We start from the raw sequence: 23,766 nt of genomic DNA on the forward strand, positions 1-23,766 counted from the left end.
AACCTTTGAGAACAATCTCAGAGGTTTTTAAATTTATTCAGGAAAGTCTTGCTAACTCAGGCACTTGGCAATAAGAATTAGAAGTCTTCTCCCCTCACCGAGGGAAGAGGATTTTTACTTGTTTTTCTGCTACTTCCTCATTTGTCCTAAACCCCTTTTTGTGTTACAATGAAAGGTATGAAAGCTAAGAAATTATGGATGACTGGCTTGACTGTGGCTGGTCTAAGTGCCCTTGCTTTGGGTGCCAAAAAAGCAGCAGATAATCACAAACTCATGAAGACGCAAGAGGAGTTAACCGCTATCGTGCGGGATCTTTTCTCAGATATGGGAGAGATTGCGACTCTCTATGTTCAAGTCTACGAAAGTAGCCTAGAGCGACTCGTCGGAGGGGTCATTTTCGAGGATGGCCGTCACTATACCTTTGTCTATGAAAATGAAGACCTAGTCTACGAGGAGGAAGTCTTATGATTACCCCCAATAGTATAGAAGAGCTCGCAGGTTTTGTCGAACAGGATGGCAAGAAGGTTTTCCTTTTTGTGGCGGATTGGTGCGGCGATTGTCGTTATATCTATCCAGCCTTGCCAGAGATTGAGGAGACCAATCCAGACTTCACCTTTATTCGAGTGGACCGAGATCAGTATATGGATTTAGCCAAGCTCTGGGATATTTACGGGATTCCTAGCCTTGTTGTGCTAGAAAAGGACAAGGAAATCGGTCGATTTGTCAATCGCGACCGTAAAAGCAAGGAACAAATTAATGACTTTTTAGCAGCACTGAAATAGGAGAAAAAGGAAAGAATGATTTTTACATATAACAAAGAGCATGTCGGCGATGTCCTTATGGTTATCGTGAAAAATAGCGGCGATGCCAAGTTGGACGTGGAGCGCAAAGGCAAAGTAGCTCGTGTTTTCCTCAAAGAAAATGGAGAAACAGTAGCGTGGAATATTTTCGAAGTTTCAAGTTTGTTTGAAATTGCAGGGCGTGGTCAAGTCTTTTTATCAGATGAGCAAGTCGCTCGTTTGAACCAAGAATTGCAGGCGGAAGGCTTTGTGGAAGAAATTGTCAATGACAAAGAACCTAAGTTTGTTGTCGGTGAAATTGTCGAGATAGTGGCTCACCCAGATAGTGACCACCTCAACATCTGCCAAGTTGCCGTCGCGAGTGATAAGACAGTGCAAATCGTTGCAGGTGCTCCTAATGCGCGTGTCGGTTTGAAAACCATTGTCGCTCTTCCTGGAGCGATGATGCCAAAAGGCAATCTCATTTTCCCAGGTGAACTTCGTGGTGAAAAGAGTTTTGGCATGATGTGCAGTCCTCGTGAGTTGCATTTGCCAAATGCTCCGCAAAAACGTGGTATTATTGAATTATCAGAAGACCAAGTTGTTGGAACTCCATTTGATCCAGCTAAACACTGGACTGCCTAAGAAGTTGTTAATATCTGATAGATCAGATAGAAGGAAATAAGATGGCAAAAAATGTTGTGATTACAGGAGCGACATCAGGAATTGGTGAAGCGATTGCGCGTGCTTATTTGGAGCAGGGGGAGAATGTCGTTCTAACAGGACGACGGACAGACAGACTAGAAGCCCTTAAGTCGGAGTTTGCAGAAACTTTTCCAAATCAAACAGTTTGGACCTTTCCACTGGATGTGACGGATATGACTATGGTCAAGACTGTTTGCTCCGATATATTGGAAACGATAGGGCAGATTGATATCTTGGTCAATAATGCTGGACTAGCTCTTGGCTTGGCTCCCCATCAGGACTATGAAGAGTTGGATATGCTGACCATGTTGGATACCAATGTCAAGGGGTTGATGGCAGTCACTCGTTCTTTCTTGCCAGCAATGGTAAAAGCCAATCAAGGGCATATCATCAACATGGGGTCAACCGCAGGAATCTACGCCTATGCGGGTGCAGCTGTTTATTCAGCCACCAAGGCTGCAGTTAAAACTTTTTCAGATGGTCTGCGAATTGATACCATCGCAACGGATATCAAGGTTACGACCATTCAGCCTGGAATTGTTGAAACAGATTTCTCAACCGTACGTTTTCATGGAGACAAAGAGCGAGCTGAGGCGGTCTATCAGGGAATCGAAGCCTTGCAAGCTCAGGATATTGCAGACACAGTGATCTATGTGACCAGTCAGCTTCGTCGTGTGCAGATTACAGATATAACCATTATGGCCAATCAACAGGCGACAGGTTTCATGGTTCATAAAAAGTAAAAAAATTCCTTGAAAAGTTACAAATTTCTGTAACTTTTTTTGATTTCCTGCGAATAGATAAGTAGGAGGATGAAAAATGTATAATAAAGTTATCATGATTGGGCGTTTGACGTCTACACCAGAATTGCACAAAACCAACAATGACAAGTCAGTAGCGCGCGCAACGATCGCTGTGAACCGTCGTTACAAAGACCAGAATGGGGAACGCGAAGCTGATTTTGTCAATCTTGTTCTTTGGGGAAAATTGGCTGAAACCTTGGCAAGCTACGCAACTAAAGGTAGTCTTATCTCTGTGGATGGAGAACTTCGTACCCGTCGCTTTGAGAGAAATGGCCAGATGAACTATGTGACTGAAGTTCTTGTGACAGGATTCCAACTTTTGGAAAGTCGTGCCCAACGAGCCATGCGTGAAAATAATGCCGGACAGGATTTGGCAGATTTGGTTTTGGAAGAGGAGGAATTGCCATTTTAATACTCTTCGAAAATCTCTTCAAACAACGTCAGCTTCACCTTGCTGTAGGTATAGGTAACTGACTTCGTCAGTCCTATCTACAACCTAAAAACTGTATTTTTAGCAGCCTGCGTCTAGCTTCCTAGTTTGCACTTTGATTTTCATTGAGTATAAACATTAAAAAGTCTGAGTTGGTCTCAGGCTTTTTATCTTGAGAAAGTCAGACTTTTTTCTTGACTATTTCTGACCAAGTGATACAATAGAATTATGAATTAGCACTCATATACAAAGAGTGCTAATAATATGTATCTCATCATGGAGGAAAACAGATGTTGAAACCATTAGGAGACCGTGTGGTCTTGAAAATCGAAGAAAAAGAACAAACTGTTGGAGGCTTTGTCCTTGCAGGCTCAGCCCAAGAAAAAACAAAAACAGCCCAAGTTGTAGCTACTGGACAAGGTGTTCGTACCTTGAACGGTGACTTGGTAGCTCCAAGCGTTAAGCCTGGAGACCGTGTCTTAGTTGAAGCACATGCAGGTCTTGATGTAAAAGATGGCGATGAAAAGTACATCATCGTTGGCGAAGCCAACATCTTGGCAATCATTGAAGAATAGAAGGAGAAAGTAAGTATGTCAAAAGAAATTAAATTTTCATCTGATGCTCGTTCAGCTATGGTTCGTGGTGTTGATATCCTAGCAGACACAGTTAAAGTAACCTTAGGACCAAAAGGTCGTAATGTTGTGTTGGAAAAATCATTTGGCTCACCCTTGATTACCAATGACGGTGTTACTATTGCCAAAGAAATTGAACTAGAAGACCATTTTGAAAATATGGGTGCCAAGTTGGTATCAGAAGTAGCTTCTAAAACCAATGATATCGCAGGTGACGGAACGACAACTGCAACTGTCTTGACCCAAGCTATCGTACGTGAAGGAATCAAGAACGTCACAGCAGGTGCCAATCCAATCGGCATTCGTCGGGGGATTGAAGCAGCGGTTGCCGCAGCTGTAGAAGCCTTGAAAAACAATGCCATCCCTGTTGCCAATAAAGAAGCCATCGCTCAGGTTGCCGCTGTATCTTCTCGTTCTGAAAAAGTCGGCGAATACATCTCTGAAGCCATGGAAAAAGTGGGCAAAGATGGAGTCATCACTATTGAAGAGTCACGTGGTATGGAAACAGAGCTTGAAGTCGTAGAAGGAATGCAGTTTGACCGCGGTTACCTTTCACAGTACATGGTGACAGATAGCGAAAAGATGGTGGCTGACCTTGAAAATCCATACATCTTGATTACAGACAAGAAGATTTCCAATATCCAAGAAATCTTGCCACTGCTAGAAAGCATCCTCCAAAGCAATCGTCCGCTCTTGATTATTGCAGATGATGTGGATGGCGAAGCTCTTCCGACTCTTGTATTGAACAAGATTCGTGGAACTTTCAATGTCGTAGCTGTCAAAGCTCCTGGCTTTGGTGACCGTCGTAAAGCCATGCTTGAAGACATCGCCATCTTGACAGGTGGAACAGTGATCACAGAAGACCTTGGTCTTGAGTTGAAAGACGCGACCATTGAGGCGCTTGGTCAAGCAGCGAGAGTAACTGTGGACAAAGACAGCACTGTTATCGTAGAAGGTGCAGGAAATCCTGAAGCGATTTCTCACCGTGTTGCGGTTATCAAGTCTCAAATCGAAACCACAACTTCAGAGTTTGACCGAGAAAAATTGCAAGAACGCTTGGCAAAATTGTCAGGTGGTGTTGCAGTCATCAAGGTCGGAGCTGCAACTGAAACTGAGTTGAAAGAAATGAAACTCCGCATTGAAGATGCCCTCAACGCTACTCGTGCAGCTGTTGAAGAAGGAATCGTTGCAGGTGGTGGAACTGCTCTTGCCAATGTCATTCCAGCCGTAGCTGATTTGGAATTGACAGGAGATGAAGCAACAGGACGCAATATTGTTCTCCGTGCTTTGGAAGAACCTGTTCGTCAAATCGCCCACAATGCAGGATTCGAAGGATCTATCGTTATCGATCGTTTGAAAAATGCTGAGCTTGGTACAGGTTTCAATGCAGCAACTGGTGAGTGGGTCAACATGATTGATCAAGGGATTATCGACCCAGTTAAAGTGAGCCGTTCAGCTCTTCAAAATGCAGCATCTGTAGCCAGCTTGATTTTGACTACAGAAGCAGTCGTAGCCAATAAACCAGAACCAGTAGCCCCAGCTCCGGCCATGGATCCAAGCATGATGGGCGGTATGATGTAAGCTTTCTGTAGAAAGCAACTTATAAAAACCGCAAAAGGAGGGAATGCATATCCCTTCTTTTTATGATATTCACTTCTAAATTGGTTTGAGCTCTCCTAACTTATATGATAAAATAAAACTAGTAAAAGGAGAAGAACATGATTGATGTAGAAGAAATTCTGAGCAAGATGAATCCCAATCAGAAGATTAATTATGACCGTGTTATGCAGAAAATGGTTCAGGTTTGGGAAAAGAATGAGCAACGTCCCACTATTCTCATGCATGTTTGCTGTGCTCCTTGTAGTACCTACACCCTAGAATACCTGACAAAATACGCGGATGTGACCATCTATTTTGCCAATTCCAATATCCATCCCAAGGCAGAATACCACAAGCGAGCTTACGTCACCAAGAAATTTGTCAGTGATTTCAATGAGCGAACAGGAAATACGGTCCAGTACCTAGAAGCTCCCTATGAACCCAATGAATACCGGAAGTTAGTCAGAGGACTGGAAGAAGAACCAGAAGGTGGCGATCGTTGCAAGGTTTGTTTTGACTACCGTTTGGACAAAACAGCACAGGTAGCTATGGACTTGGGTTTTGACTACTTTGGTTCAGCCTTGACCATCAGTCCCCATAAGAATTCTCAAACCATCAACAGTATCGGAATTGATGTGCAAAAGATTTATACCACCCACTATCTCCCAAGTGATTTCAAGAAAAATCAAGGCTATAAACGATCAGTGGAGATGTGTGAAGAGTATGATATCTACCGTCAATGTTATTGTGGATGCGTCTATGCAGCCCAGGCTCAAAATATTGATTTGGTTCAGGTTAAGAAGGACGCCACGGCTTTCTTGTTGGATAAGGATGTTGAAAAAGATTATTCTCATATCAAGTTTACTGTTACTAAATTAGATATATAGCAATTAACCCAGCTGTAAAGCTGGGTTGTTAAAATAAAAAAACCAGGGCTCTCACCCCGGCTTGACAACTTTACCGATTCTTTAGTTCTATGTAGCGTTTGTACCAAATGTTGACATAGGCCTCTGAGAAAGGACCGCGTCCATTGTTGATCCAATCAACAAGGATTTTAACATGCTCTTTCAAAATATAGTCTAAATCATCAGAATACTTCATTTTGCGTTTATGGCGCTCATATTCCTCAACGTCCAAGAGACGCTTTTCACCATCAGTGAAGACCTTGACATCCAAATCGTAATCAATGTATTTCAGGGCTTCCTCATCTAGATAGTAGGGGCTAGCCATATTGCAATAGTAGGAAATCCCATTATCACGAATCATGGCAATGATATTAAACCAATATTTTTTGTGAAAGTAAACAATAGCCGGTTCTCGAGTCACCCAACGACGACCGTCACTTTCGGTAACAAGTGTGTGGTCGTTGACGCCGATAATGGCGTTCTCTGTTGTTTTTAGTACCATGGTGTCCCGCCAAGTACGGTGAAGACTCCCATCATGCTTATAACTTTGAATTGTAATAAAGTCGCCTTCTTTTGGAAGTTTCATAACTAACCAACTTTCTACAATTTATAAGTTTATCGTCTACTATTATATCATAAATTGGTCTAATTTTTTTGAATTTTAAACGAAAATGTTAAAGATATTCTCTGAGAGCGCTAGCTATATCCGAAAAATCGTAGCCCTTTCGGGCTAAAACTTGAGTCAAACGTTGCTTTAGTTCGTATCCTTCATACTTTCGAGCATACTTAGCATATTGTTTGTCTAGCTCTTTAAAAATAAGTTCTTGAGTCGTTTCTTGGTCAACTTTACTATCCAAGTCGTCAAAGGCATTTTTAGCATCAGCATAGGAGAAGCCTTTGTTGGTCAAGTTTTGAATAATCTTATCCTGCAAGGCACGAGCGGGAAGCTTTCCAGCGTATTTTTTAAGCAGTTTCTCTGCAATATGTTGAGCAACCTCTGAAAAATCAAAAATCTTTAAAACATCATCAATAGTTGATTTGGCAATCCCTTTTTGAGACAGTTTTTGAGCTAGCACATAAGGTCCCTTGTCTCCAGAAAGTTGATTAGCATTGATGATAGAGTAGGCATACTGACGATCATTAATCCAGTTATCCTCTTTAAGATTAGCGATAACTTGACTAGTGATTTTTTCGTCAATATCATACTTTTTCAGATACTCACGAACTTCTTTTTCAGTACGAGCCTTGAAGGATAGATGGTAGAGAGCAAGATTTTTACCATAAGAAAACTGGGCAAAATCCTGAATCTCGGTCAGTTCCTCTTTGCTAATGACCTTATCTCGAGACAGCATAAAACGCACAATGGTATCTTCAGTGATATAAAAGGTTTGCTGATGATCTAGCTCCATCAGGTAGAGGCGTTTTTTCTTTTCAAGTTTTGTGATTTTCATAGTTCTATTATACCCTAAAATGTGATAAGATAGGGGTATGAATCTGAAAGTCAAACAAAAAATACCTTTAAAAATCAAGCGGATGGGCATCAATGGTGAGGGAATCGGTTTCTATCAGAAAACCCTCGTTTTTGTGCCAGGCGCCCTCAAAGGAGAAGATATCTATTGTCAGATTACTACTATTAAACGTAACTTTGTTGAAGCCAAATTGCTAAAGGTTAATAAGAAGTCAAAATTTCGGGTCGTGCCAGCTTGTACGATTTATAATGAATGTGGTGGTTGCCAAATCATGCACCTCCACTATGATAAACAGTTAGAGTTCAAAACAGATTTGCTCCACCAAGCCCTGAAAAAATTTGCTCCTGCAGGATATGAAAACTATGAAATCCGTCCAACTATCGGAATGCAGGAACCAAAGTACTACCGTGCTAAGCTTCAATTCCAGACTCGAAAATTTAAAAATCAGGTCAAGGCAGGTTTGTATGCGCAAAACTCTCATTATCTCGTAGAGTTGAAAGACTGTTTGGTACAAGATAAGGAAACCCAAGTGATTGCGAATCGCCTAGCTGAACTTCTTACTTACCACCAAATTCCAATTACAGATGAGAGAAAAACGCTCGGTGTTCGCACTATCATGGTACGAAGAGCAAGAAAAACGGGGCAAGTTCAGATAATCATTGTTACGAATCGTCAGCTTAATTTAACCCAGCTGGTAAAAGACTTAGTTAAAGATTTTCCAGAAGTCGTCACAGTTGCAGTCAATACAAATACAGCGAAAACAAGTGAAATCTATGGTGAAAAGACGGAAATTATCTGGGGCCAAGAGAGTATTCAAGAAGGAGTACTCGACTATGAGTTTTCTCTCTCCCCTCGAGCTTTCTATCAGCTTAATCCTGAGCAGACAGAAATTCTCTATAGTGAAGCAGTTAAGGCTCTGGATGTCAGCAAAGAAGATCATCTGATTGATGCCTATTGCGGTGTTGGGACGATTGGATTTGCCTTCGCAAATAAGGTCAAGAGTCTCAGAGGGATGGATATTATTCCAGAAGCCATAGAAGATGCCAAGAGAAACGCTAAAAAAATGGGATTTGACAATACCCATTACGAAGCGGGAACAGCTGAAGAGATTATTCCACGCTGGTATCAAGAAGGCTACCGAGCGGATGCATTGATAGTCGATCCTCCTCGTACAGGCTTAGATGATAAGCTGTTGGATACCATTCTGACCTATGTTCCAGAAAAAATGGTCTATGTATCCTGCAATGTTTCGACCTTGGCACGAGATTTGGTTAAACTAGTAAAAGTCTATGATCTCCAGTATATCCAGTCGGTCGATATGTTTCCCCACACTGCACGGACAGAAGCAGTTGTTAAGTTAGTGAAGAAAAATTAAATTCACTGGAAAAAGTTCTTGACAAAGTAGGAAAAGTAGGTATAATAGAAAGAGCTGAAAAGCTCAAGGTCCGTTGGTCAAGGGGTTAAGACACCGCCTTTTCACGGCGGTAACACGGGTTCGAATCCCGTACGGACTATGGTATGTTGCGGATGGAACACTTGATGAAAAAAGTTCAAAAAAGTTTCAAAAAAGTGTTGACAAGCGAGAGTGGCTGTGATATACTAATATAGTTGTCGCTTGAGAGAGATTGAGTGACAAAGACCTTTGAAAACTGAACAAGACGAACCAATGTGCAGGGCACTATAACTAAGGTTATAGTACTGAACAATGAAAAAAAACAATAAATCTGTCAGTGACAGAAATGAGTGAGAACTCAAACTTTTAATGAGAGTTTGATCCTGGCTCAGGACGAACGCTGGCGGCGTGCCTAATACATGCAAGTAGAACGCTGAAGAGAGGAGCTTGCTCTTCTTGGATGAGTTGCGAACGGGTGAGTAACGCGTAGGTAACCTGCCTGGTAGCGGGGGATAACTATTGGAAACGATAGCTAATACCGCATAAAATGGATTATCGCATGATAATTCATTGAAAGGTGCAAATGCATCACTACCAGATGGACCTGCGTTGTATTAGCTAGTTGGTGGGGTAACGGCTCACCAAGGCAACGATACATAGCCGACCTGAGAGGGTGATCGGCCACACTGGGACTGAGACACGGCCCAGACTCCTACGGGAGGCAGCAGTAGGGAATCTTCGGCAATGGACGGAAGTCTGACCGAGCAACGCCGCGTGAGTGAAGAAGGTTTTCGGATCGTAAAGCTCTGTTGTAAGAGAAGAACGAGTGTGAGAGTGGAAAGTTCACACTGTGACGGTATCTTACCAGAAAGGGACGGCTAACTACGTGCCAGCAGCCGCGGTAATACGTAGGTCCCGAGCGTTGTCCGGATTTATTGGGCGTAAAGCGAGCGCAGGCGGTTAGATAAGTCTGAAGTTAAAGGCTGTGGCTTAACCATAGTACGCTTTGGAAACTGTTTAACTTGAGTGCAAGAGGGGAGAGTGGAATTCCATGTGTAGCGGTGAAATGCGTAGATATATGGAGGAACACCGGTGGCGAAAGCGGCTCTCTGGCTTGTAACTGACGCTGAGGCTCGAAAGCGTGGGGAGCAAACAGGATTAGATACCCTGGTAGTCCACGCCGTAAACGATGAGTGCTAGGTGTTAGACCCTTTCCGGGGTTTAGTGCCGCAGCTAACGCATTAAGCACTCCGCCTGGGGAGTACGACCGCAAGGTTGAAACTCAAAGGAATTGACGGGGGCCCGCACAAGCGGTGGAGCATGTGGTTTAATTCGAAGCAACGCGAAGAACCTTACCAGGTCTTGACATCCCTCTGACCGCTCTAGAGATAGAGCTTTCCTTCGGGACAGAGGTGACAGGTGGTGCATGGTTGTCGTCAGCTCGTGTCGTGAGATGTTGGGTTAAGTCCCGCAACGAGCGCAACCCCTATTGTTAGTTGCCATCATTCAGCTGGGCACTCTAGCGAGACTGCCGGTAATAAACCGGAGGAAGGTGGGGATGACGTCAAATCATCATGCCCCTTATGACCTGGGCTACACACGTGCTACAATGGCTGGTACAACGAGTCGCAAGCCGGTGACGGCAAGCTAATCTCTTAAAGCCAGTCTCAGTTCGGATTGTAGGCTGCAACTCGCCTACATGAAGTCGGAATCGCTAGTAATCGCGGATCAGCACGCCGCGGTGAATACGTTCCCGGGCCTTGTACACACCGCCCGTCACACCACGAGAGTTTGTAACACCCGAAGTCGGTGAGGTAACCTTTTAGGAGCCAGCCGCCTAAGGTGGGATAGATGATTGGGGTGAAGTCGTAACAAGGTAGCCGTATCGGAAGGTGCGGCTGGATCACCTCCTTTCTAAGGATAAGGAACTGCGCATTGGTCTTGTTTAGTCTTGAGAGGTCTTGTGGGGCCTTAGCTCAGCTGGGAGAGCGCCTGCTTTGCACGCAGGAGGTCAGCGGTTCGATCCCGCTAGGCTCCATTGGTGAGGGATCACCAAGTAATGCACATTGAAAATTGAATATCTATATCAAATAGTAACAAGAAAATAAACCGAAACGCTGTAGTATTAAAAGAGTTTATGACTGAAAGGTCAGAAAATAAGGTTAAGTTAATAAGGGCGCACGGTGGATGCCTTGGCACTAGGAGCCGAAGAAGGACGTGACAAACGACGATATGCCTTGGGTAGCTGTAAGTAAGCGATGATCCAGGGATTTCCGAATGGGGGAACCCAACAGGTACTACCTGTTACCCGCATCTGTTAAGGATGTGAGGAGGAAGACGCAGTGAACTGAAACATCTAAGTAGCTGCAGGAAGAGAAAGCAAAAGCGATTGCCTTAGTAGCGGCGAGCGAAACGGCAGGAGGGCAAACCGAAGAGTTTACTCTTCGGGGTTGTAGGACTGCAATGTGGACTCAAAGATTATAGAAGAATGATTTGGGAAGATCAGCCAAAGAGAGTAAGAGCCTCGTATTTAAAATAGTCTTTGCACCTAGCAGTATCCTGAGTACGGCGGGACACGAGAAATCCCGTCGGAATCTGGGAGGACCATCTCCCAACCCTAAATACTCCCTAGTGACCGATAGTGAACCAGTACCGTGAGGGAAAGGTGAAAAGCACCCCGGGAGGGGAGTGAAATAGAACCTGAAACCGTGTGCCTACAACAAGTTCGAGCCCGTTAATGGGTGAGAGCGTGCCTTTTGTAGAATGAACCGGCGAGTTACGATATGATGCGAGGTTAAGTTGAAGAGACGGAGCCGTAGGGAAACCGAGTCTGAATAGGGCGCTTTAGTATCATGTCGTAGACCCGAAACCATGTGACCTACCCATGAGCAGGTTGAAGGTGCGGTAAGACGCACTGGAGGACCGAACCAGGGCACGTTGAAAAGTGCTTGGATGACTTGTGGGTAGCGGAGAAATTCCAAACGAACTTGGAGATAGCTGGTTCTCTCCGAAATAGCTTTAGGGCTAGCGTCGACATAAAGATTCTTGGAGGTAGAGCACTGTTTGGGTGAGGGGTCCATCCCGGATTACCAATCTCAGATAAACTCCGAATGCCAAAGAATTATGGTCGGCAGTCAGACTGCGAGTGCTAAGATCCGTAGTCGAAAGGGAAACAGCCCAGACCACCAGCTAAGGTCCCAAAATAATTGTTAAGTGGAAAAGGATGTGGGGTTGCACAGACAACTAGGATGTTAGCTTAGAAGCAGCTATTCATTCAAAGAGTGCGTAATAGCTCACTAGTCGAGTGACCCTGCGCCGAAAATGTACCGGGGCTAAAACAATTTACCGAAGCTGTGGATACCTTTATAGGTATGGTAGGAGAGCGTTCTATGTGTGGAGAAGGTGTACCGTGAGGAGCGCTGGAACGCATAGAAGTGAGAATGCCGGTATGAGTAGCGAAAGACAGGTGAGAATCCTGTCCACCGTAAGACTAAGGTTTCCAGGGGAAGGCTCGTCCGCCCTGGGTTAGTCGGGACCTAAGGAGAGACCGAAAGGTGTATCCGATGGACAACAGGTTGATATTCCTGTACTAGAGTATGTAGTGATGGAGGGACGCAGTAGGCTAACTAAAGCAGACGAATGGAAGTGTCTGTCTAAGCAGTGAGGTGTGAATTGAGTTAAATGCTTAGTTCTATAACATTGAGCTGTGATGGGGAGCGAAGTTTAGTAGCGAAGTTAGTGACGTCACACTGCCAAGAAAAGCTTCTAGCGTTTAAACATACTCTACCCGTACCGCAAACCGACACAGGTAGTCGAGGCGAGTAGCCTCAGGTGAGCGAGAGAACTCTCGTTAAGGAACTCGGCAAAATGACCCCGTAACTTCGGGAGAAGGGGTGCTGACTTTAGGTCAGCCGCAGTGAATAGGCCCAAGCAACTGTTTATCAAAAACACAGCTCTCTGCTAAATCGTAAGATGATGTATAGGGGGTGACGCCTGCCCGGTGCTGGAAGGTTAAGAGGAGTGCTTAGAGGTAACTCGAAGGTATGAATTGAAGCCCCAGTAAACGGCGGCCGTAACTATAACGGTCCTAAGGTAGCGAAATTCCTTGTCGGGTAAGTTCCGACCCGCACGAAAGGCGTAATGATTTGGGCACTGTCTCAACGAGAGACTCGGTGAAATTTTAGTACCTGTGAAGATGCAGGTTACCCGCGACAGGACGGAAAGACCCCATGGAGCTTTACTGCAGTTTGATATTGAGTGTCTGTACCACATGTACAGGATAGGTAGGAGTCTAAGAGATCGGGACGCCAGTTTCGAAGGAGACGTTGTTGGGATACTACCCTTGTGTTATGGCCACTCTAACCCGGATAGGTGATCCCTATCGGAGACAGTGTCTGACGGGCAGTTTGACTGGGGCGGTCGCCTCCTAAAAGGTAACGGAGGCGCCCAAAGGTTCCCTCAGAATGGTTGGAAATCATTCGCAGAGTGTAAAGGTATAAGGGAGCTTGACTGCGAGAGCAACAACTCGAGCAGGGACGAAAGTCGGGCTTAGTGATCCGGTGGTTCCGTATGGAAGGGCCATCGCTCAACGGATAAAAGCTACCCTGGGGATAACAGGCTTATCTCCCCCAAGAGTTCACATCGACGGGGAGGTTTGGCACCTCGATGTCGGCTCGTCGCATCCTGGGGCTGTAGTCGGTCCCAAGGGTTGGGCTGTTCGCCCATTAAAGCGGCACGCGAGCTGGGTTCAGAACGTCGTGAGACAGTTCGGTCCCTATCCGTCGCGGGCGTAGGAAATTTGAGAGGATCTGCTCCTAGTACGAGAGGACCAGAGTGGACTTACCGCTGGTGTACCAGTTGTCTTGCCAAAGGCATCGCTGGGTAGCTATGTAGGGAAGGGATAAACGCTGAAAGCATCTAAGTGTGAAACCCACCTCAAGATGAGATTTCCCATGATTATATATCAGTAAGAGCCCTGAGAGATGATCAGGTAGATAGGTTAGAAGTGGAAGTGTGGCGACACATGTAGCGGACTAATACTAATAGCTCGAGGACTTATCCAAAGTAGCTGAGGATACGAAGCGTGAGGTTTTCTAATTATTTGATAGATATTCAATTTTGAGTAGGTATTACTCAGAGTTAAGTGACGATAGCCTAGGAGATACACCTGTACCCATGCCGAACACAGCAGTTAAGCCCTAGAACGCCGGAAGTAGTTGGGGGTTGCCCCCTGTGAGATATGGAAGTCGCTTAGCTCGAGGGAGTTTAGCTCAGCTGGGAGAGCATCTGCCTTACAAGCAGAGGGTCAGCGGTTCGATCCCGTTAACTCCCATATAGGTCCCGTAGTGTAGCGGTTATCACGTCGCCCTGTCACGGCGAAGATCGCGGGTTCGATTCCCGTCGGGACCGTTTAAGATAACGGAAGTTATTTTAGACTCGTTAGCTCAGTTGGTAGAGCAATTGACTTTTAATCAATGGGTCACTGGTTCGAGCCCAGTACGGGTCATATTTGCGGGTTTGGCGGAATTGGCAGACGCACCAGATTTAGGATCTGGCGCTTAACGGCGTGGGGGTTCAAGTCCCTTAACCCGCATAATAGAAAGCAGCCGGCTTAGCTCAGTTGGTAGAGCATCTGATTTGTAATCAGAGGGTCGCGTGTTCAAGTCATGTAGCCGGCATTTTTTTATATAGAATAAGAGGTCGATGCGAACGTAGTTCAGTGGTAGAACACCACCTTGCCAAGGTGGGGGTCGCGGGTTCGAATCCCGTCGTTCGCTTAGAGAGGCCGGGGTGGCGGAACTGGCAGACGCACAGGACTTAAAATCCTGCGATTGGTAACGATCGTACCGGTTCGATTCCGGTCCTCGGCATATAATGATGAGCACCCTTAGCTCAACTGGATAGAGTACCTGACTACGAATCAGGCGGTTAGAGGTTCGACTCCTCTAGGGTGCATTTTTTTATTTAACGCGGGAAGTAGCTCAGCTTGGTAGAGTACTTGGTTTGGGACCAAGGTGTCGCAGGTTCGAATCCTGTCTTCCCGATTCATGGCGGTGTAGCTCAGCTGGCTAGAGCGTCCGGTTCATACCCGGGAGGTCGGGGGTTCGATCCCCTTCGCCGCTATATTGATCTTGTTGGACCTTTAGCTCAGCTGGTTAGAGCTCTCGGCTCATAACCGAGTGGTCGTAGGTTCAAGTCCTACAAGGTCCATTGTAAATAATGGAGGATTACCCAAGTCCGGCTGAAGGGAACGGTCTTGAAAACCGTCAGGCGTGTAAAAGCGTGCGTGGGTTCGAATCCCACATCCTCCTTTTTATATTAACGCGGGATGGAGCAGCTCGGTAGCTCGTCGGGCTCATAACCCGAAGGTCGTAGGTTCAAATCCTGCTCCCGCAATTTGGCTCGGTAGCTCAGTTGGTAGAGCAATGGATTGAAGCTCCATGTGTCGGCGGTTCGATTCCGTCTCGCGCCATATTTTGTTTTATTAAGCGGGTGTAGTTTAGTGGTAAAACTACAGCCTTCCAAGCTGTTGTCGCGAGTTCGATTCTCGTCACCCGCTTTGAACGAAAGTTCATACCAAGTTTTTAAACTTGGGCGCGTAGCTCAGGTGGTTAGAGCGCACGCCTGATAAGCGTGAGGTCGGTGGTTCGAGTCCACTCGTGCCCATTAATAGGAGAATTACTCAAGAGGCTGAAGAGGACGGTTTGCTAAATCGTTAGGTCGGGTAACCGGCGCGGGGGTTCGAATCCCCCATTCTCCGTACGTTAAGAGCTTCTAGGCTCTTTTTTTGGCTCTTTGTCAACTGTGGTGGGTTGAAGTCAGCTAAGATCGAGGAAGGACGAATTTCGTCCTTTCTTTTTTGATGTTGAGAATGATGAAAATCCGTTTTTTGAAGTTTTCAAAGTTCCGAAAACCAAAGGTATTTCGTTTGATGAGTTTAATGAGGTTGTTAGTCGCTTCTAATTTTGCATTAGAATAGGGTAACTGAAGGGCGTTGACAATCTTTTCTTTGTCCTTGAGAAAGGTTTTAAAGACAGTCTGAAAAAGAGGATGAACTTGCTTTAGATTGTCCTCAATAAGTCCGAAGAATATGTCAGGTTCCTTATTCTGAAAGTGAAAAAGCAAGAGCTGGTAGAGCTTATAGTGGTATTTCAAGTCTTCTGAATAGCTCAATAGTTTGTCTAGAATTTCTTTATTCGTTAAATGCATACGATTGGAAGTGAAACAGTCTTGTAGACTGTTTCAGCATGAGCCTAGAAATTCGAAAGCGAAGTCGTTTAGCCAAGTCATAGTAGGGACTAAACATATCCATAGTAATGATTTTCACCTGACAACGAACAGCTCTATCGTAGCGAAGAAAGTGATTTCTTATGATAGCTTGTGTCCTGCCTTCAAGAACCGTGATGATATCGAGCTTGTCAAAATCTTGTGCAATGAAGCTCATCTTGCCTTTCTTGAAGCTGTATTCATCCCAAGACATGTGAGTTGGAAGATAAGATAAATCTGTCTTGAATGTAAACTCTTTCAGTTTACGAATGACGGTGGAAGTGGAGATAGCCAAGCTTTCAGCGATGGCCGTTATAGGGACTTTCTCGATTAATTTTTGAGCGATTTGGTGTTTTTTCTTAACTAAGGGAGTCTCTGCGACAGCCATTTTTCCTTGGCAGTGAGGACATTTAGGTGCTGGATAATCTAGCTTAGCGATGACTTCCTTGTAGGTATTCATATTAACGATATAATCTGGATATTGGGGTCTTTAATGTCTAGTAGTTTTGTGATAAAATGTAATGGTTCCATATGATTCTTTCTAATGATGGTTTGGTCGCTTTTCATTATAGATTTTATGGGACTTTTTTCTAGGCTTCATAATCTCCATAGTGATTTTACTCACTACAGAATTATAGAGCTCTATTATCTAATGCTATTTCAATAACTTTCATACTAGAAAAAATCATAAATAGACTAAATTTAGTGGTATACTAGGGTTAGGGACTTTAAGTGGCTGGGGGATAATCAAGATGAAAAATGGAGTAAAATTTCGTAGTATTTTTTATAGATTTATACTATTTATCTTTGTAGTATTTCTAACTGTGATTTCAATTATCTTAGATGCAAAAAAAGCGCAAATTCGCTTTTTTAACCTATCCTTGACTATCGGGCAAGAGGAGTTGAGGATTGTTACAGTTGTGGTTTTGCTCCTTACTTTTCTTTTATCTTTCATGTTCAAATGGAAGTGTTCAATCCATAAAACTGGGATTTATCTAAGAAAAATTGATTTATTTGTAGATTGGAATGAGATTAGAGGTCTTAGCCATGTCTGGATAAATGAATATCATCATGGACCTCATGGTTTCCTGTTCTATAATCGTAAGACGCTGGTTATTTATAGAGAAAATTATCAACCGATTTGCCTTTATAATATTTCAATATTGGCCTTATATGTGGCTAAATGTTATCATCCAAAATTGAAAACCAATATAGTCTCAGCAACGTTAGCAAGTCTCTTCAATATGGCTTTAAATGCATGGTTCTTGTATGAGATGTTTAGTAAAAATTTGGTGAATATAAAAGCTGAAGTCTTTATGTTTTGGGTGCTTTTATATGCTGTTAAAGTTTTTGCGCTGCCATTGATTATGCTTGAATATGAGAATCACTGCTATGGAGCTTCTTTGGTACATAGCACGGCATATAAAAAGAATGCCTCAAAAGCTATCCACCTGTAAATTGTTGATAGGAAGCTAGCTATTTATATATCTGTTACTTTCTACATTCAAACAGCACTATATGCTTGCTAGATGAGATTCTAGACATCATATAGTGCTGTTTGTTAAGCCCAGCTAGTGAGTGAGATTTCACCACTATTGAGCCAGATTTCTGTCTGGTCATCAAGCTGAATAAGGAGTTGTCCTTTGTCGGAGATGTCCTTGGCGACTCCTTTTTTTTTAGTCTGATCTTGGATAAAACTGACCTCTCTTCCTAGAACAAGAGAGTGTTCTTTATAAAGGTAGAGTAGTTCTTCAGGTGCTGTTTGGTAGAAACAACGCCAAATTTCTGAGATTAGTTCGTTTCGTGTGATAGGTGCAGGTGGCATAAATAGGCTACCTGCTTTTTCTTTTAGGTCTTCTGGGAAGTCTTCTATAGCAAAGTTTATTCCAAGTCCGATAATGACATCTGTAACCAAGCCTGTCTCAACTGATGTCATTGCTTCGGTGAGGATACCTGCTATTTTTTTATTTTTAAAGTAGATGTCATTTACCCATTTGATATCTACTTCTATCATAGTTAGGTTTTTAATGGCTTTGTAGACTGCAGCAGCTACAAGGAGAGTATAGGATGGGAGCTTTTCGTAGTGAAGGTTTGGTTGAATATGCAGGGACATATAGATGCCTCCCTGAGATGGGGAATAGTAGGGACGTTGAAAGCGTCCACGACCTGCTGTTTGACAGGTTGAAAGATAGAGTGTATTTCCTTTGTTTCCAGCTTCAATTCCTTCTTTTGCATCTGTTTGGGTTGATTTGGTCTCAGGTTTGTAGTGAACGATTAAGTTGGTTTTCTCTTGAATCAAATCAGGCAATATCAGGTCGCCTTGAATAAGCTTGTAGCCTCTATTTTTGATACTGTCAATTTCTAGGCCTTCTTGTTGAAGACGTTGGATTGCTTTCCATATGGACGTGCGGCTTAAATTCAGTTCTTCTCCGATTTTTTCTCCGCTAACATAATCGTTTTCTCTAGCTAATATTTGGTAAACTAGTTGGTGTGATTTCATTGATTTTCCTTTCTAGCTGAGAGGGAATGAGAGTATTCTTTTCGAGTTTGACTAGGTGTTTTATGAAAATACTGCTTGTAGGCTTTTGAGAAATGTAGTGGATCTGAAAAACCCACAGAATATGCAATGACTTTGATTGTTTCATTGGTGTGTTCTAGTAACTGTTGAGCGCGCTTCATTCGAACGAAAAGTAAATACTCTTTTGGAGAGAGTTGGTGAAACTCTTTAAACACACTAGTTAAGTAACTTCTATGAACCGATAGCTCTTTAGCTAAATCTTGAATGGTGAGCGATTGTGGATAGTGACTATCAATTAATCGTTTGCAGTCAAGATAGAGTTGGTGGGTTGATGAAATATTCTCTTTTTTCTGATTGGGAGCAATAGTTCCTAGATGAAACATTAGTTCATGAAGTTGTCCCATGATGTGGAGTTGAGCCAATTCATTTGATTTTGTAATCTGAGCGAAGCGGACAATATCTGAGATGAGTTTTGCAGTTGTCTGGGTATGACAGTGCTCTGATTGAATTAAGTAGGATTGGTCAGAAATTTGAGATAGAGCAAAGTAGTCAGGTGCCCTCCCTCCGGAGATCCCCAACCAGTAGTAAGCCCAAGGATCCTGGCTATCTGCTTGATAGAATGTTAATTCATCTGGTTTTAGTAGAAAGAAATCTCCTGTCTTTAAATCAACAATTTTCCCCTTATAATGGAACTGACCTTTTCCTTTAGTAATGAAATGTAGTACATAGGTATCTCGAATAGCTGGGCCAAAAGAGTAGTTAGGCGTGCATTCTTCATAACCGTAGAAGCTAAGAGAAAGATCAATTGTTCCAGTCTGGTATTCTGAAAAAACGAGCATGGGCCACCTCCTACCTAACATTTTACCATACTTTAGAGACATTTTTCTATTTTGGAAAGCGCTTTTATTTGCTAAAATTTTATCAAGAAATGGATGAGGTACAATTTATGGGAATTCGGATAGAGAATAATCTATTTTACGCTGAGAGTAAAGGTTTAAGTTTGATTATTGAAAATAGGGATGGGTTCTTATTATTAAAACATTTAGGAAAGACTATTAAGAATTATAGAGGTTCTAATAGTGTTTATGAACGCGATCATGCTTTTTCAGGTAATCCAACAGCTACTAATCGCACCTTTAGTTTGGATACGCAACGTCAAATTTTTGGACAACATGGTTTGGGTGACTTTAGAAAACCAACTTTACAGGTTCAGCATGATGCAACTGAAGTAACAGACTTTCGATTTGTAGAAGCAAAGATTTTAAAAGGTCAGAATGGTCCACAGGGCTTACCTTCTCCTCACAGCATGGATGATACAGAGACGCTTGTCTTGATTTTAGAAGATCCTCAAGCTAAACTTAGTCTGACTTTGTATTATACAGCTTTTGATAATGATGCGACAATTGCTAGTTATAGCAAATTGGAGAATAATAGTAATCAGGAAGTTGTCATTCATAAGGACTTTTCTTTTATGGCTGATTTTCCTGCTGCAGCTTACGAAATAGTGACTTTACAGGGAGCTTATGCTCGTGAAAAGACTGTTCGACGTCAACAGGTAGAGCAAGGAATCTTTTCAATTAGTTCGAACCGTGGAGCTTCTGGGCATGCTCAAACACCAGCTCTTCTACTATGTGATCAAGGAGCTACAGAGGATGCTGGGAATGTGTTTGCTATTCAACTGATGTATAGTGGAAACTTCGAAGCTTTTGTCCAAAAAAATCAACTGAATGAAGTTCGGGTGGCTATTGGGATTAATCCAGAAAATTTTTCTTGGAAGTTGGATCCTAAGGAAAACTTTGAAACACCGGTAGCTTTAGTGGCCTATTCAGATAAGGGATTAACCGGTATCAGTCATGAAAGTCAGAATTTTGTACTTAAGCACATTATGCCAAGTAAATTTTCTAAAAAAGAACGCCCAATTCTTATCAATAACTGGGAAGCTACTTACTTTGACTTTCAGAGAGAAAAACTGTTAGAATTAGCTGATGAAGCTAAGAAGGTTGGAATAGAACTTTTTGTATTAGATGATGGGTGGTTTGGTAATCGCTTTGATGATAATCGTGCTTTAGGTGATTGGATTGTTAATGAGAAAAAACTGGGTGGAAGTCTAGAAAGTCTGATTTCAGCTATCCATGAAAGAGGTTTGCAGTTTGGGCTTTGGTTAGAACCTGAGATGATTTCCGTTGATAGCGACTTGTATCGTAAACATCCTGACTGGGCTATTCAGGTTCCAGGTTATGAGCATACTTACTCTCGAAATCAATTAGTACTTAATCTTGCCAATCCACAGGTAGTAGAATATCTGAAAAATGTCTTAGATGAACTCCTCTCTCATCATAAAATTGACTACATCAAATGGGATATGAATCGTAATATTACTAATCTGGGGAATGGTTCAGTTTATCTGGAAACCCAGATGCAGTCTCATCAGTATATGTTGGGGCTTTACGAACTCGTTTCTTATCTGACAGAGAAACACAGTCATATTCTCTTTGAGTCCTGCTCTGGTGGTGGTGGACGAAATGATCTTGGTATGATGCGTTATTTCCCACAAGTCTGGGCTAGTGATAATACTGATGCTATTGCACGTTTACCAATTCAATACGGTTCATCCTATCTCTATCCAACCATTTCTATGGGGGCTCATGTGTCAGCAGTACCAAATCATCAGATGGGACGAATGACACCATTGGAAACTCGTGGTCATGTAGCAATGATGGGAAATCTGGGTTATGAGCTTGATTTGACAAGTTTATCAGATGATGAGAAAGCTGAGATTGCTAATCAGGTGAACTTGTATAAAGAATTGCGACCAGTAGTCCAGTTGGGAAACCAGTATAGGCTACTCAATCCAGATGTTGGCTCCAATGAAGCAGCTGTACAATTCAACTATGGAAATCAAACGATTGTAACCTACGTTCGAGTCCTATCAGTTGTGGAAACAATAGAAACAACTTTAAAGTTAAAAGATTTGGATGAAGAGGGACGGTATGAATTACAGGAAAATGGTGTAGTTTACTCAGGCGCAGAACTCATGTATGCGGGTATTACTATGGGGCTTCCGCAGGGAGATTATCTCAGCAGGCAGTTACATTTCATTAGAAGATAAGGAGATAAAATCATGAGATGGTATAAAAAGATGAGCTTAATTGCTACTACAGGACTCTGCCTTTTGGGACTGTCAGCTTGTAGTAGTCAAGAGAAGTCAGCTGATGGCAAGGTAACGATTGAGTTTTTTAACCAGAAGACCGAGATGGCAGATACCTTGCAAAGGATAGTGGATGATTTTGAAAAGGAACACCCTAATATTGATGTGAAGCTGACTACAGTACCTTCAGCTGGAATTGTTCTAAAGACTCGTATTTTATCAGGAGATGTTCCAGATATTATTAATATCTATCCTCAAAATATGGATTTTCAGGAGTGGGCGAAGGCAGGTTATTTTGCAGATATGACAGGAAAACCCTATCTTGAGAACATCAAGAATGACTATGCCGAAAAGTATGCAATCAATAACAAAATTTATAGTGTGCCTTTAACTGCTAACCTCTATGGAATCTATTACAATAAAACAAAATTTAAAGAATTAGGACTTGAGGAACCGAAGACTTTTAAAGAGTTTCAAGAGATTGTTAAAAAGATAAAAGATAGTGGGAATTCTCCATTTGCAGTTGCAGGCAATGAAGGCTGGACATTAAATGGTTACCACCAACTTTCTCTCATTACTATTACAGGCAGTGGAGACGCGGCTAATAACTACCTTCGCTTTTCAAAACCAAACGCTATCTCTGCAGATGATGCTATTTTAAAAGCAGATGCAGAACGACTCGATTTATTGGCAGATAATGCTCAAGATGGTTGGCGTGGAGCCTCTTATAATGATGCGGTGGTAGCATTTTCGAGTGAAACAGCTTTGATGATGCCACAAGGATCATGGGCATTAGCCGCAATTAATCAACAGGATCCAAAATTTGAGGTGGGGATGTTTGCCTTTCCTGGAGAAGAAGTAGGAAAAGAAGTCACTGTTGGTGCAGGGGACATGGCATTATCAACTTCAGCTACTACCAAACATCCGAAAGAAACCGAAGAATTTATCAGCTATATGACTAGTCCAAAAGCTATGCAGTCATACTATGATGTAGATGGATCACCAGTTGCGGTGAAAGGCATACAGGAAAAAGAAGATTCAGCGCTTGCAGCTATTTCTAAACTGGCTTTTACGGACAAACATTATGTTTGGTTGGGCCAACGCTGGAACTCTGAAGAAGACTTTTTTAATCTAAGTGCAGGTTACCTGATGGATAAAAATCTGAAAAATATGGCAAACAATCTCAATGCTTTCTTTAATCCAATGAAGGCAGATTTGGACTAGAATAGGAGTTAAGATGATATGGCTATTCGAAAATTTTTAAATAAATACTGGGGTTGGACATTTTTGCTCATCCCGCTTGCTTTACAAGCTATCTTCTTTTACTTTCCAATGGTACAAGGTGCTTTCTATAGTTTGACTAACTGGACTGGATTGACCTATAATTATAAATTTGTTGGTTTGAATAACTACAAATTGCTGATGATTGATGGGAAATTCTTCACAGCTATTGCTTTTACTTTGATTTTAACCCTAGCATTGATTGTTGGAGAGATTACGATTGGGATGGTTGTGGCACGAGCCTTAAATTCTAAGATGAAGGGACAGACCTTCTTTAGAGCTTGGTTCTTTTTCCCGGCTGTTTTATCTGGTTTGACAGTTTCCTTGATTTTTAAACAATTTTTCAACTATGGTCTTCCAACGATTGGAAGAATTTTAGGAATTAGCTTTTTACAAGAGAGTCTATTAGGAACACCTGTCGGAGCGGTAGTGGCTACTATTTTTGTTCTTCTATGGCAAGGAGTAGCAATGCCAATCATTCTCTTTCTAGCTGGTCTTCAGAGTATTCCATCTGATATTTTAGAAGCTGCATCAATTGATGGTGCAACCAGTAAACAAATTTTTTGGAAGATTGAATTACCCTATTTGCTGCCAACGATTTCTATGGTTTTTATTCTGGCACTTAAGTCCGGTTTGACAGCCTTTGACCAAATTTTTGCCTTGACGAGTGGTGGTCCAAATAATGCTACAACGTCTCTTGGACTTTTAGTCTACAACTATGCTTTCAAGAGTAATCAATATGGATATGCGAATGCAATTGCCTTGATTTTATTCTTAATCATTGGAATTGTTTCTCTTATCCAAATCAAGCTATCAAAGAAATTTGAAATCTAATAGA

17 protein-coding genes, 19 tRNA genes, 3 rRNA genes and 1 pseudogene are annotated in these 23,766 nt (G+C 42.7%); 35 read left to right on the top strand and 5 right to left on the bottom strand.

The genetic code is table 11. From position 1 onward, the window contains the following. The first annotated feature begins 168 nt into the window (after window positions 1–168). From M9H69_RS02145 to M9H69_RS02180, 8 genes are all read left to right on the top strand, one after another. Window positions 169–468: a DUF4651 domain-containing protein gene (locus M9H69_RS02145; protein ID WP_009755236.1), complete on the top strand. Its 300-nt coding sequence runs from the start codon at window positions 169–171 to the stop codon at window positions 466–468. Continuing rightward, a complete protein-coding gene (locus M9H69_RS02150; RefSeq protein ID WP_250315791.1) occupies window positions 465–782 on the top strand; it encodes a thioredoxin family protein in 318 nt (105 codons plus the stop codon). Before M9H69_RS02145 ends, M9H69_RS02150 begins: the two co-directional genes overlap by 4 nt. Window positions 783–797: 15 nt before the next feature. Then, window positions 798–1,424, top strand: a complete 627-nt coding sequence (ytpR, locus tag M9H69_RS02155; RefSeq protein ID WP_250315792.1) for a YtpR family tRNA-binding protein — start codon at window positions 798–800, stop codon at window positions 1,422–1,424. 41 nt (window positions 1,425–1,465) lie between these two features. Then, window positions 1,466–2,227, top strand: coding sequence for an SDR family NAD(P)-dependent oxidoreductase (locus M9H69_RS02160; RefSeq protein ID WP_250315793.1), 762 nt, complete (start codon window positions 1,466–1,468; stop codon window positions 2,225–2,227). Between the two features lie 76 nt (window positions 2,228–2,303). Further along, window positions 2,304–2,699, top strand: a complete 396-nt coding sequence (locus tag M9H69_RS02165) for a single-stranded DNA-binding protein (RefSeq protein WP_250315794.1) — start codon at window positions 2,304–2,306, stop codon at window positions 2,697–2,699. Window positions 2,700–3,007: 308 nt separating this feature from the next. Beyond that, window positions 3,008–3,292, top strand: a complete 285-nt coding sequence (groES, locus tag M9H69_RS02170; protein ID WP_000917328.1) for a co-chaperone GroES — start codon at window positions 3,008–3,010, stop codon at window positions 3,290–3,292. Window positions 3,293–3,307: 15 nt separating this feature from the next. Next, a complete protein-coding gene (groL, locus tag M9H69_RS02175; RefSeq protein ID WP_084938825.1) occupies window positions 3,308–4,930 on the top strand; it encodes a chaperonin GroEL in 1,623 nt (540 codons plus the stop codon). Between the two features lie 137 nt (window positions 4,931–5,067). Beyond that, the gene (locus M9H69_RS02180; protein WP_000567567.1) at window positions 5,068–5,835 is read left to right on the top strand and encodes an epoxyqueuosine reductase QueH; all 768 of its coding nucleotides are present in this window, start codon (window positions 5,068–5,070) and stop codon (window positions 5,833–5,835) included. Between the two features lie 70 nt (window positions 5,836–5,905). Here the strand turns inward: M9H69_RS02180 and ntdP are convergent, their stop codons facing one another. Further along, on the bottom strand, window positions 5,906–6,439 hold the full coding sequence (gene ntdP / locus M9H69_RS02185; RefSeq protein ID WP_000775318.1) for a nucleoside tri-diphosphate phosphatase: 534 nt from the start codon (window positions 6,437–6,439) through the stop codon (window positions 5,906–5,908). 88 nt (window positions 6,440–6,527) lie between these two features. Then, window positions 6,528–7,304: a recombination regulator RecX gene (recX, locus tag M9H69_RS02190; protein WP_250315795.1), complete on the bottom strand. Its 777-nt coding sequence runs from the start codon at window positions 7,302–7,304 to the stop codon at window positions 6,528–6,530. A 37-nt stretch (window positions 7,305–7,341) separates the two neighbouring features. Between recX and rlmD the strand changes: the two genes are divergently transcribed. The 23 genes from rlmD (at window position 7,342) to M9H69_RS02305 (ending at window position 15,475) form a co-directional block, all read left to right on the top strand. Continuing rightward, on the top strand, window positions 7,342–8,697 hold the full coding sequence (gene rlmD / locus M9H69_RS02195; RefSeq protein ID WP_250315796.1) for a 23S rRNA (uracil(1939)-C(5))-methyltransferase RlmD: 1,356 nt from the start codon (window positions 7,342–7,344) through the stop codon (window positions 8,695–8,697). Window positions 8,698–8,764: 67 nt separating this feature from the next. Beyond that, a tRNA-Glu gene (locus M9H69_RS02200) sits at window positions 8,765–8,836 on the top strand. A 244-nt stretch (window positions 8,837–9,080) separates the two neighbouring features. Next, window positions 9,081–10,629, top strand: a 16S ribosomal RNA gene (locus M9H69_RS02205). A gap of 51 nt (window positions 10,630–10,680) precedes the next feature. After that, window positions 10,681–10,753 (top strand) — tRNA-Ala (locus tag M9H69_RS02210). 122 nt (window positions 10,754–10,875) lie between these two features. Next, window positions 10,876–13,778 (top strand): 23S ribosomal RNA (locus M9H69_RS02215). A gap of 76 nt (window positions 13,779–13,854) precedes the next feature. After that, window positions 13,855–13,970: ribosomal RNA gene (gene rrf / locus M9H69_RS02220) — 5S ribosomal RNA — on the top strand. The 16S, 23S and 5S rRNA genes sit together here with 19 tRNA genes alongside, the layout of an rRNA operon. A 4-nt stretch (window positions 13,971–13,974) precedes the next feature. Further along, window positions 13,975–14,047 (top strand) — tRNA-Val (locus M9H69_RS02225). A gap of 4 nt (window positions 14,048–14,051) precedes the next feature. Continuing rightward, window positions 14,052–14,124, top strand: a tRNA-Asp gene (locus M9H69_RS02230). 24 nt (window positions 14,125–14,148) lie between these two features. Continuing rightward, a tRNA-Lys gene (locus tag M9H69_RS02235) sits at window positions 14,149–14,221 on the top strand. A 5-nt stretch (window positions 14,222–14,226) separates the two neighbouring features. Then, window positions 14,227–14,308, top strand: a tRNA-Leu gene (locus M9H69_RS02240). 12 nt (window positions 14,309–14,320) lie between these two features. Continuing rightward, window positions 14,321–14,393, top strand: a tRNA-Thr gene (locus M9H69_RS02245). Between the two features lie 27 nt (window positions 14,394–14,420). Beyond that, window positions 14,421–14,492, top strand: a tRNA-Gly gene (locus tag M9H69_RS02250). Between the two features lie 7 nt (window positions 14,493–14,499). After that, window positions 14,500–14,585, top strand: a tRNA-Leu gene (locus tag M9H69_RS02255). An 11-nt stretch (window positions 14,586–14,596) separates the two neighbouring features. Next, window positions 14,597–14,670 (top strand) — tRNA-Arg (locus M9H69_RS02260). Between the two features lie 15 nt (window positions 14,671–14,685). Continuing rightward, a tRNA-Pro gene (locus tag M9H69_RS02265) sits at window positions 14,686–14,759 on the top strand. A 5-nt stretch (window positions 14,760–14,764) separates the two neighbouring features. After that, window positions 14,765–14,838, top strand: a tRNA-Met gene (locus M9H69_RS02270). 13 nt (window positions 14,839–14,851) lie between these two features. Then, a tRNA-Ile gene (locus M9H69_RS02275) sits at window positions 14,852–14,925 on the top strand. A gap of 11 nt (window positions 14,926–14,936) precedes the next feature. Next, a tRNA-Ser gene (locus tag M9H69_RS02280) sits at window positions 14,937–15,026 on the top strand. Window positions 15,027–15,037: 11 nt separating this feature from the next. Then, a tRNA-Met gene (locus M9H69_RS02285) sits at window positions 15,038–15,111 on the top strand. Window positions 15,112–15,114: 3 nt separating this feature from the next. Further along, window positions 15,115–15,187: transfer RNA gene (locus M9H69_RS02290), tRNA-Phe, on the top strand. A 16-nt stretch (window positions 15,188–15,203) separates the two neighbouring features. Continuing rightward, a tRNA-Gly gene (locus tag M9H69_RS02295) sits at window positions 15,204–15,274 on the top strand. A gap of 33 nt (window positions 15,275–15,307) precedes the next feature. After that, window positions 15,308–15,381, top strand: a tRNA-Ile gene (locus M9H69_RS02300). Between the two features lie 6 nt (window positions 15,382–15,387). Further along, window positions 15,388–15,475 (top strand) — tRNA-Ser (locus M9H69_RS02305). 62 nt (window positions 15,476–15,537) lie between these two features. Here the strand turns inward: M9H69_RS02305 and M9H69_RS02310 are convergent. Further along, window positions 15,538–16,512 (bottom strand): annotated as a pseudogene (locus M9H69_RS02310) (transposase). Window positions 16,513–16,733: 221 nt separating this feature from the next. On the opposite strand from M9H69_RS02310, the gene M9H69_RS02315 reads away from it, so the two are divergent. Further along, window positions 16,734–17,438: a hypothetical protein gene (locus M9H69_RS02315; protein ID WP_250315797.1), complete on the top strand. Its 705-nt coding sequence runs from the start codon at window positions 16,734–16,736 to the stop codon at window positions 17,436–17,438. A 104-nt stretch (window positions 17,439–17,542) separates the two neighbouring features. On the opposite strand, the gene birA is transcribed toward M9H69_RS02315, so the two are convergent. Then, complete coding sequence (birA, locus tag M9H69_RS02320; protein WP_235080914.1) at window positions 17,543–18,481, bottom strand: bifunctional biotin--[acetyl-CoA-carboxylase] ligase/biotin operon repressor BirA; 939 nt, start codon at window positions 18,479–18,481, stop codon at window positions 17,543–17,545. After that, complete coding sequence (locus tag M9H69_RS02325) at window positions 18,478–19,338, bottom strand: AraC family transcriptional regulator (RefSeq protein ID WP_250315798.1); 861 nt, start codon at window positions 19,336–19,338, stop codon at window positions 18,478–18,480. Before M9H69_RS02325 ends, birA begins: the two co-directional genes overlap by 4 nt. Before the next feature lie 107 nt (window positions 19,339–19,445). On the opposite strand from M9H69_RS02325, the gene M9H69_RS02330 reads away from it, so the two are divergent. Genes M9H69_RS02330 through M9H69_RS02340 form a run of 3 tightly spaced genes read left to right on the top strand, consistent with a single transcriptional unit; the run spans window position 19,446 to window position 23,762 of the window. Next, complete coding sequence (locus tag M9H69_RS02330; protein ID WP_250316157.1) at window positions 19,446–21,608, top strand: alpha-galactosidase; 2,163 nt, start codon at window positions 19,446–19,448, stop codon at window positions 21,606–21,608. Between the two features lie 12 nt (window positions 21,609–21,620). After that, window positions 21,621–22,871: an extracellular solute-binding protein gene (locus tag M9H69_RS02335; RefSeq protein ID WP_250315799.1), complete on the top strand. Its 1,251-nt coding sequence runs from the start codon at window positions 21,621–21,623 to the stop codon at window positions 22,869–22,871. Window positions 22,872–22,889: 18 nt separating this feature from the next. Further along, window positions 22,890–23,762 (top strand): carbohydrate ABC transporter permease, encoded by an 873-nt coding sequence (locus M9H69_RS02340; RefSeq protein WP_250315800.1) that lies wholly within the window; start codon window positions 22,890–22,892, stop codon window positions 23,760–23,762. Window positions 23,763–23,766: the final 4 nt, after the last annotated feature.

The organism is Streptococcus oralis (genome assembly GCF_023611505.1).
Taxonomy (GTDB): domain Bacteria; phylum Bacillota; class Bacilli; order Lactobacillales; family Streptococcaceae; genus Streptococcus; species Streptococcus oralis_CT.

Excerpts from the sequence above, each read along its gene's own strand:
- M9H69_RS02180 (WP_000567567.1), top strand. The coding sequence starts at position 5,068 with ATGATTGATGTAGAAGAAATTCTGAGCAAGATGAATCCCAATCAGAAG.
- M9H69_RS02330 (WP_250316157.1), top strand. The coding sequence starts at position 19,446 with ATGGGAATTCGGATAGAGAATAATCTATTTTACGCTGAGAGTAAAGGT.
- M9H69_RS02340 (WP_250315800.1), top strand. The coding sequence starts at position 22,890 with ATGGCTATTCGAAAATTTTTAAATAAATACTGGGGTTGGACATTTTTG.
- recX (WP_250315795.1), bottom strand. The coding sequence starts at position 7,304 with ATGAAAATCACAAAACTTGAAAAGAAAAAACGCCTCTACCTGATGGAG.
- M9H69_RS02325 (WP_250315798.1), bottom strand. The coding sequence starts at position 19,338 with ATGCTCGTTTTTTCAGAATACCAGACTGGAACAATTGATCTTTCTCTT.
- ytpR (WP_250315792.1), top strand. The coding sequence starts at position 798 with ATGATTTTTACATATAACAAAGAGCATGTCGGCGATGTCCTTATGGTT.
- M9H69_RS02160 (WP_250315793.1), top strand. The coding sequence starts at position 1,466 with ATGGCAAAAAATGTTGTGATTACAGGAGCGACATCAGGAATTGGTGAA.
- M9H69_RS02165 (WP_250315794.1), top strand. The coding sequence starts at position 2,304 with ATGTATAATAAAGTTATCATGATTGGGCGTTTGACGTCTACACCAGAA.
- M9H69_RS02150 (WP_250315791.1), top strand. The coding sequence starts at position 465 with ATGATTACCCCCAATAGTATAGAAGAGCTCGCAGGTTTTGTCGAACAG.
- groL (WP_084938825.1), top strand. The coding sequence starts at position 3,308 with ATGTCAAAAGAAATTAAATTTTCATCTGATGCTCGTTCAGCTATGGTT.
- ntdP (WP_000775318.1), bottom strand. The coding sequence starts at position 6,439 with ATGAAACTTCCAAAAGAAGGCGACTTTATTACAATTCAAAGTTATAAG.
- rlmD (WP_250315796.1), top strand. The coding sequence starts at position 7,342 with ATGAATCTGAAAGTCAAACAAAAAATACCTTTAAAAATCAAGCGGATG.
- M9H69_RS02145 (WP_009755236.1), top strand. The coding sequence starts at position 169 with ATGAAAGGTATGAAAGCTAAGAAATTATGGATGACTGGCTTGACTGTG.
- groES (WP_000917328.1), top strand. The coding sequence starts at position 3,008 with ATGTTGAAACCATTAGGAGACCGTGTGGTCTTGAAAATCGAAGAAAAA.
- birA (WP_235080914.1), bottom strand. The coding sequence starts at position 18,481 with ATGAAATCACACCAACTAGTTTACCAAATATTAGCTAGAGAAAACGAT.
- M9H69_RS02335 (WP_250315799.1), top strand. The coding sequence starts at position 21,621 with ATGAGATGGTATAAAAAGATGAGCTTAATTGCTACTACAGGACTCTGC.
- M9H69_RS02315 (WP_250315797.1), top strand. The coding sequence starts at position 16,734 with ATGAAAAATGGAGTAAAATTTCGTAGTATTTTTTATAGATTTATACTA.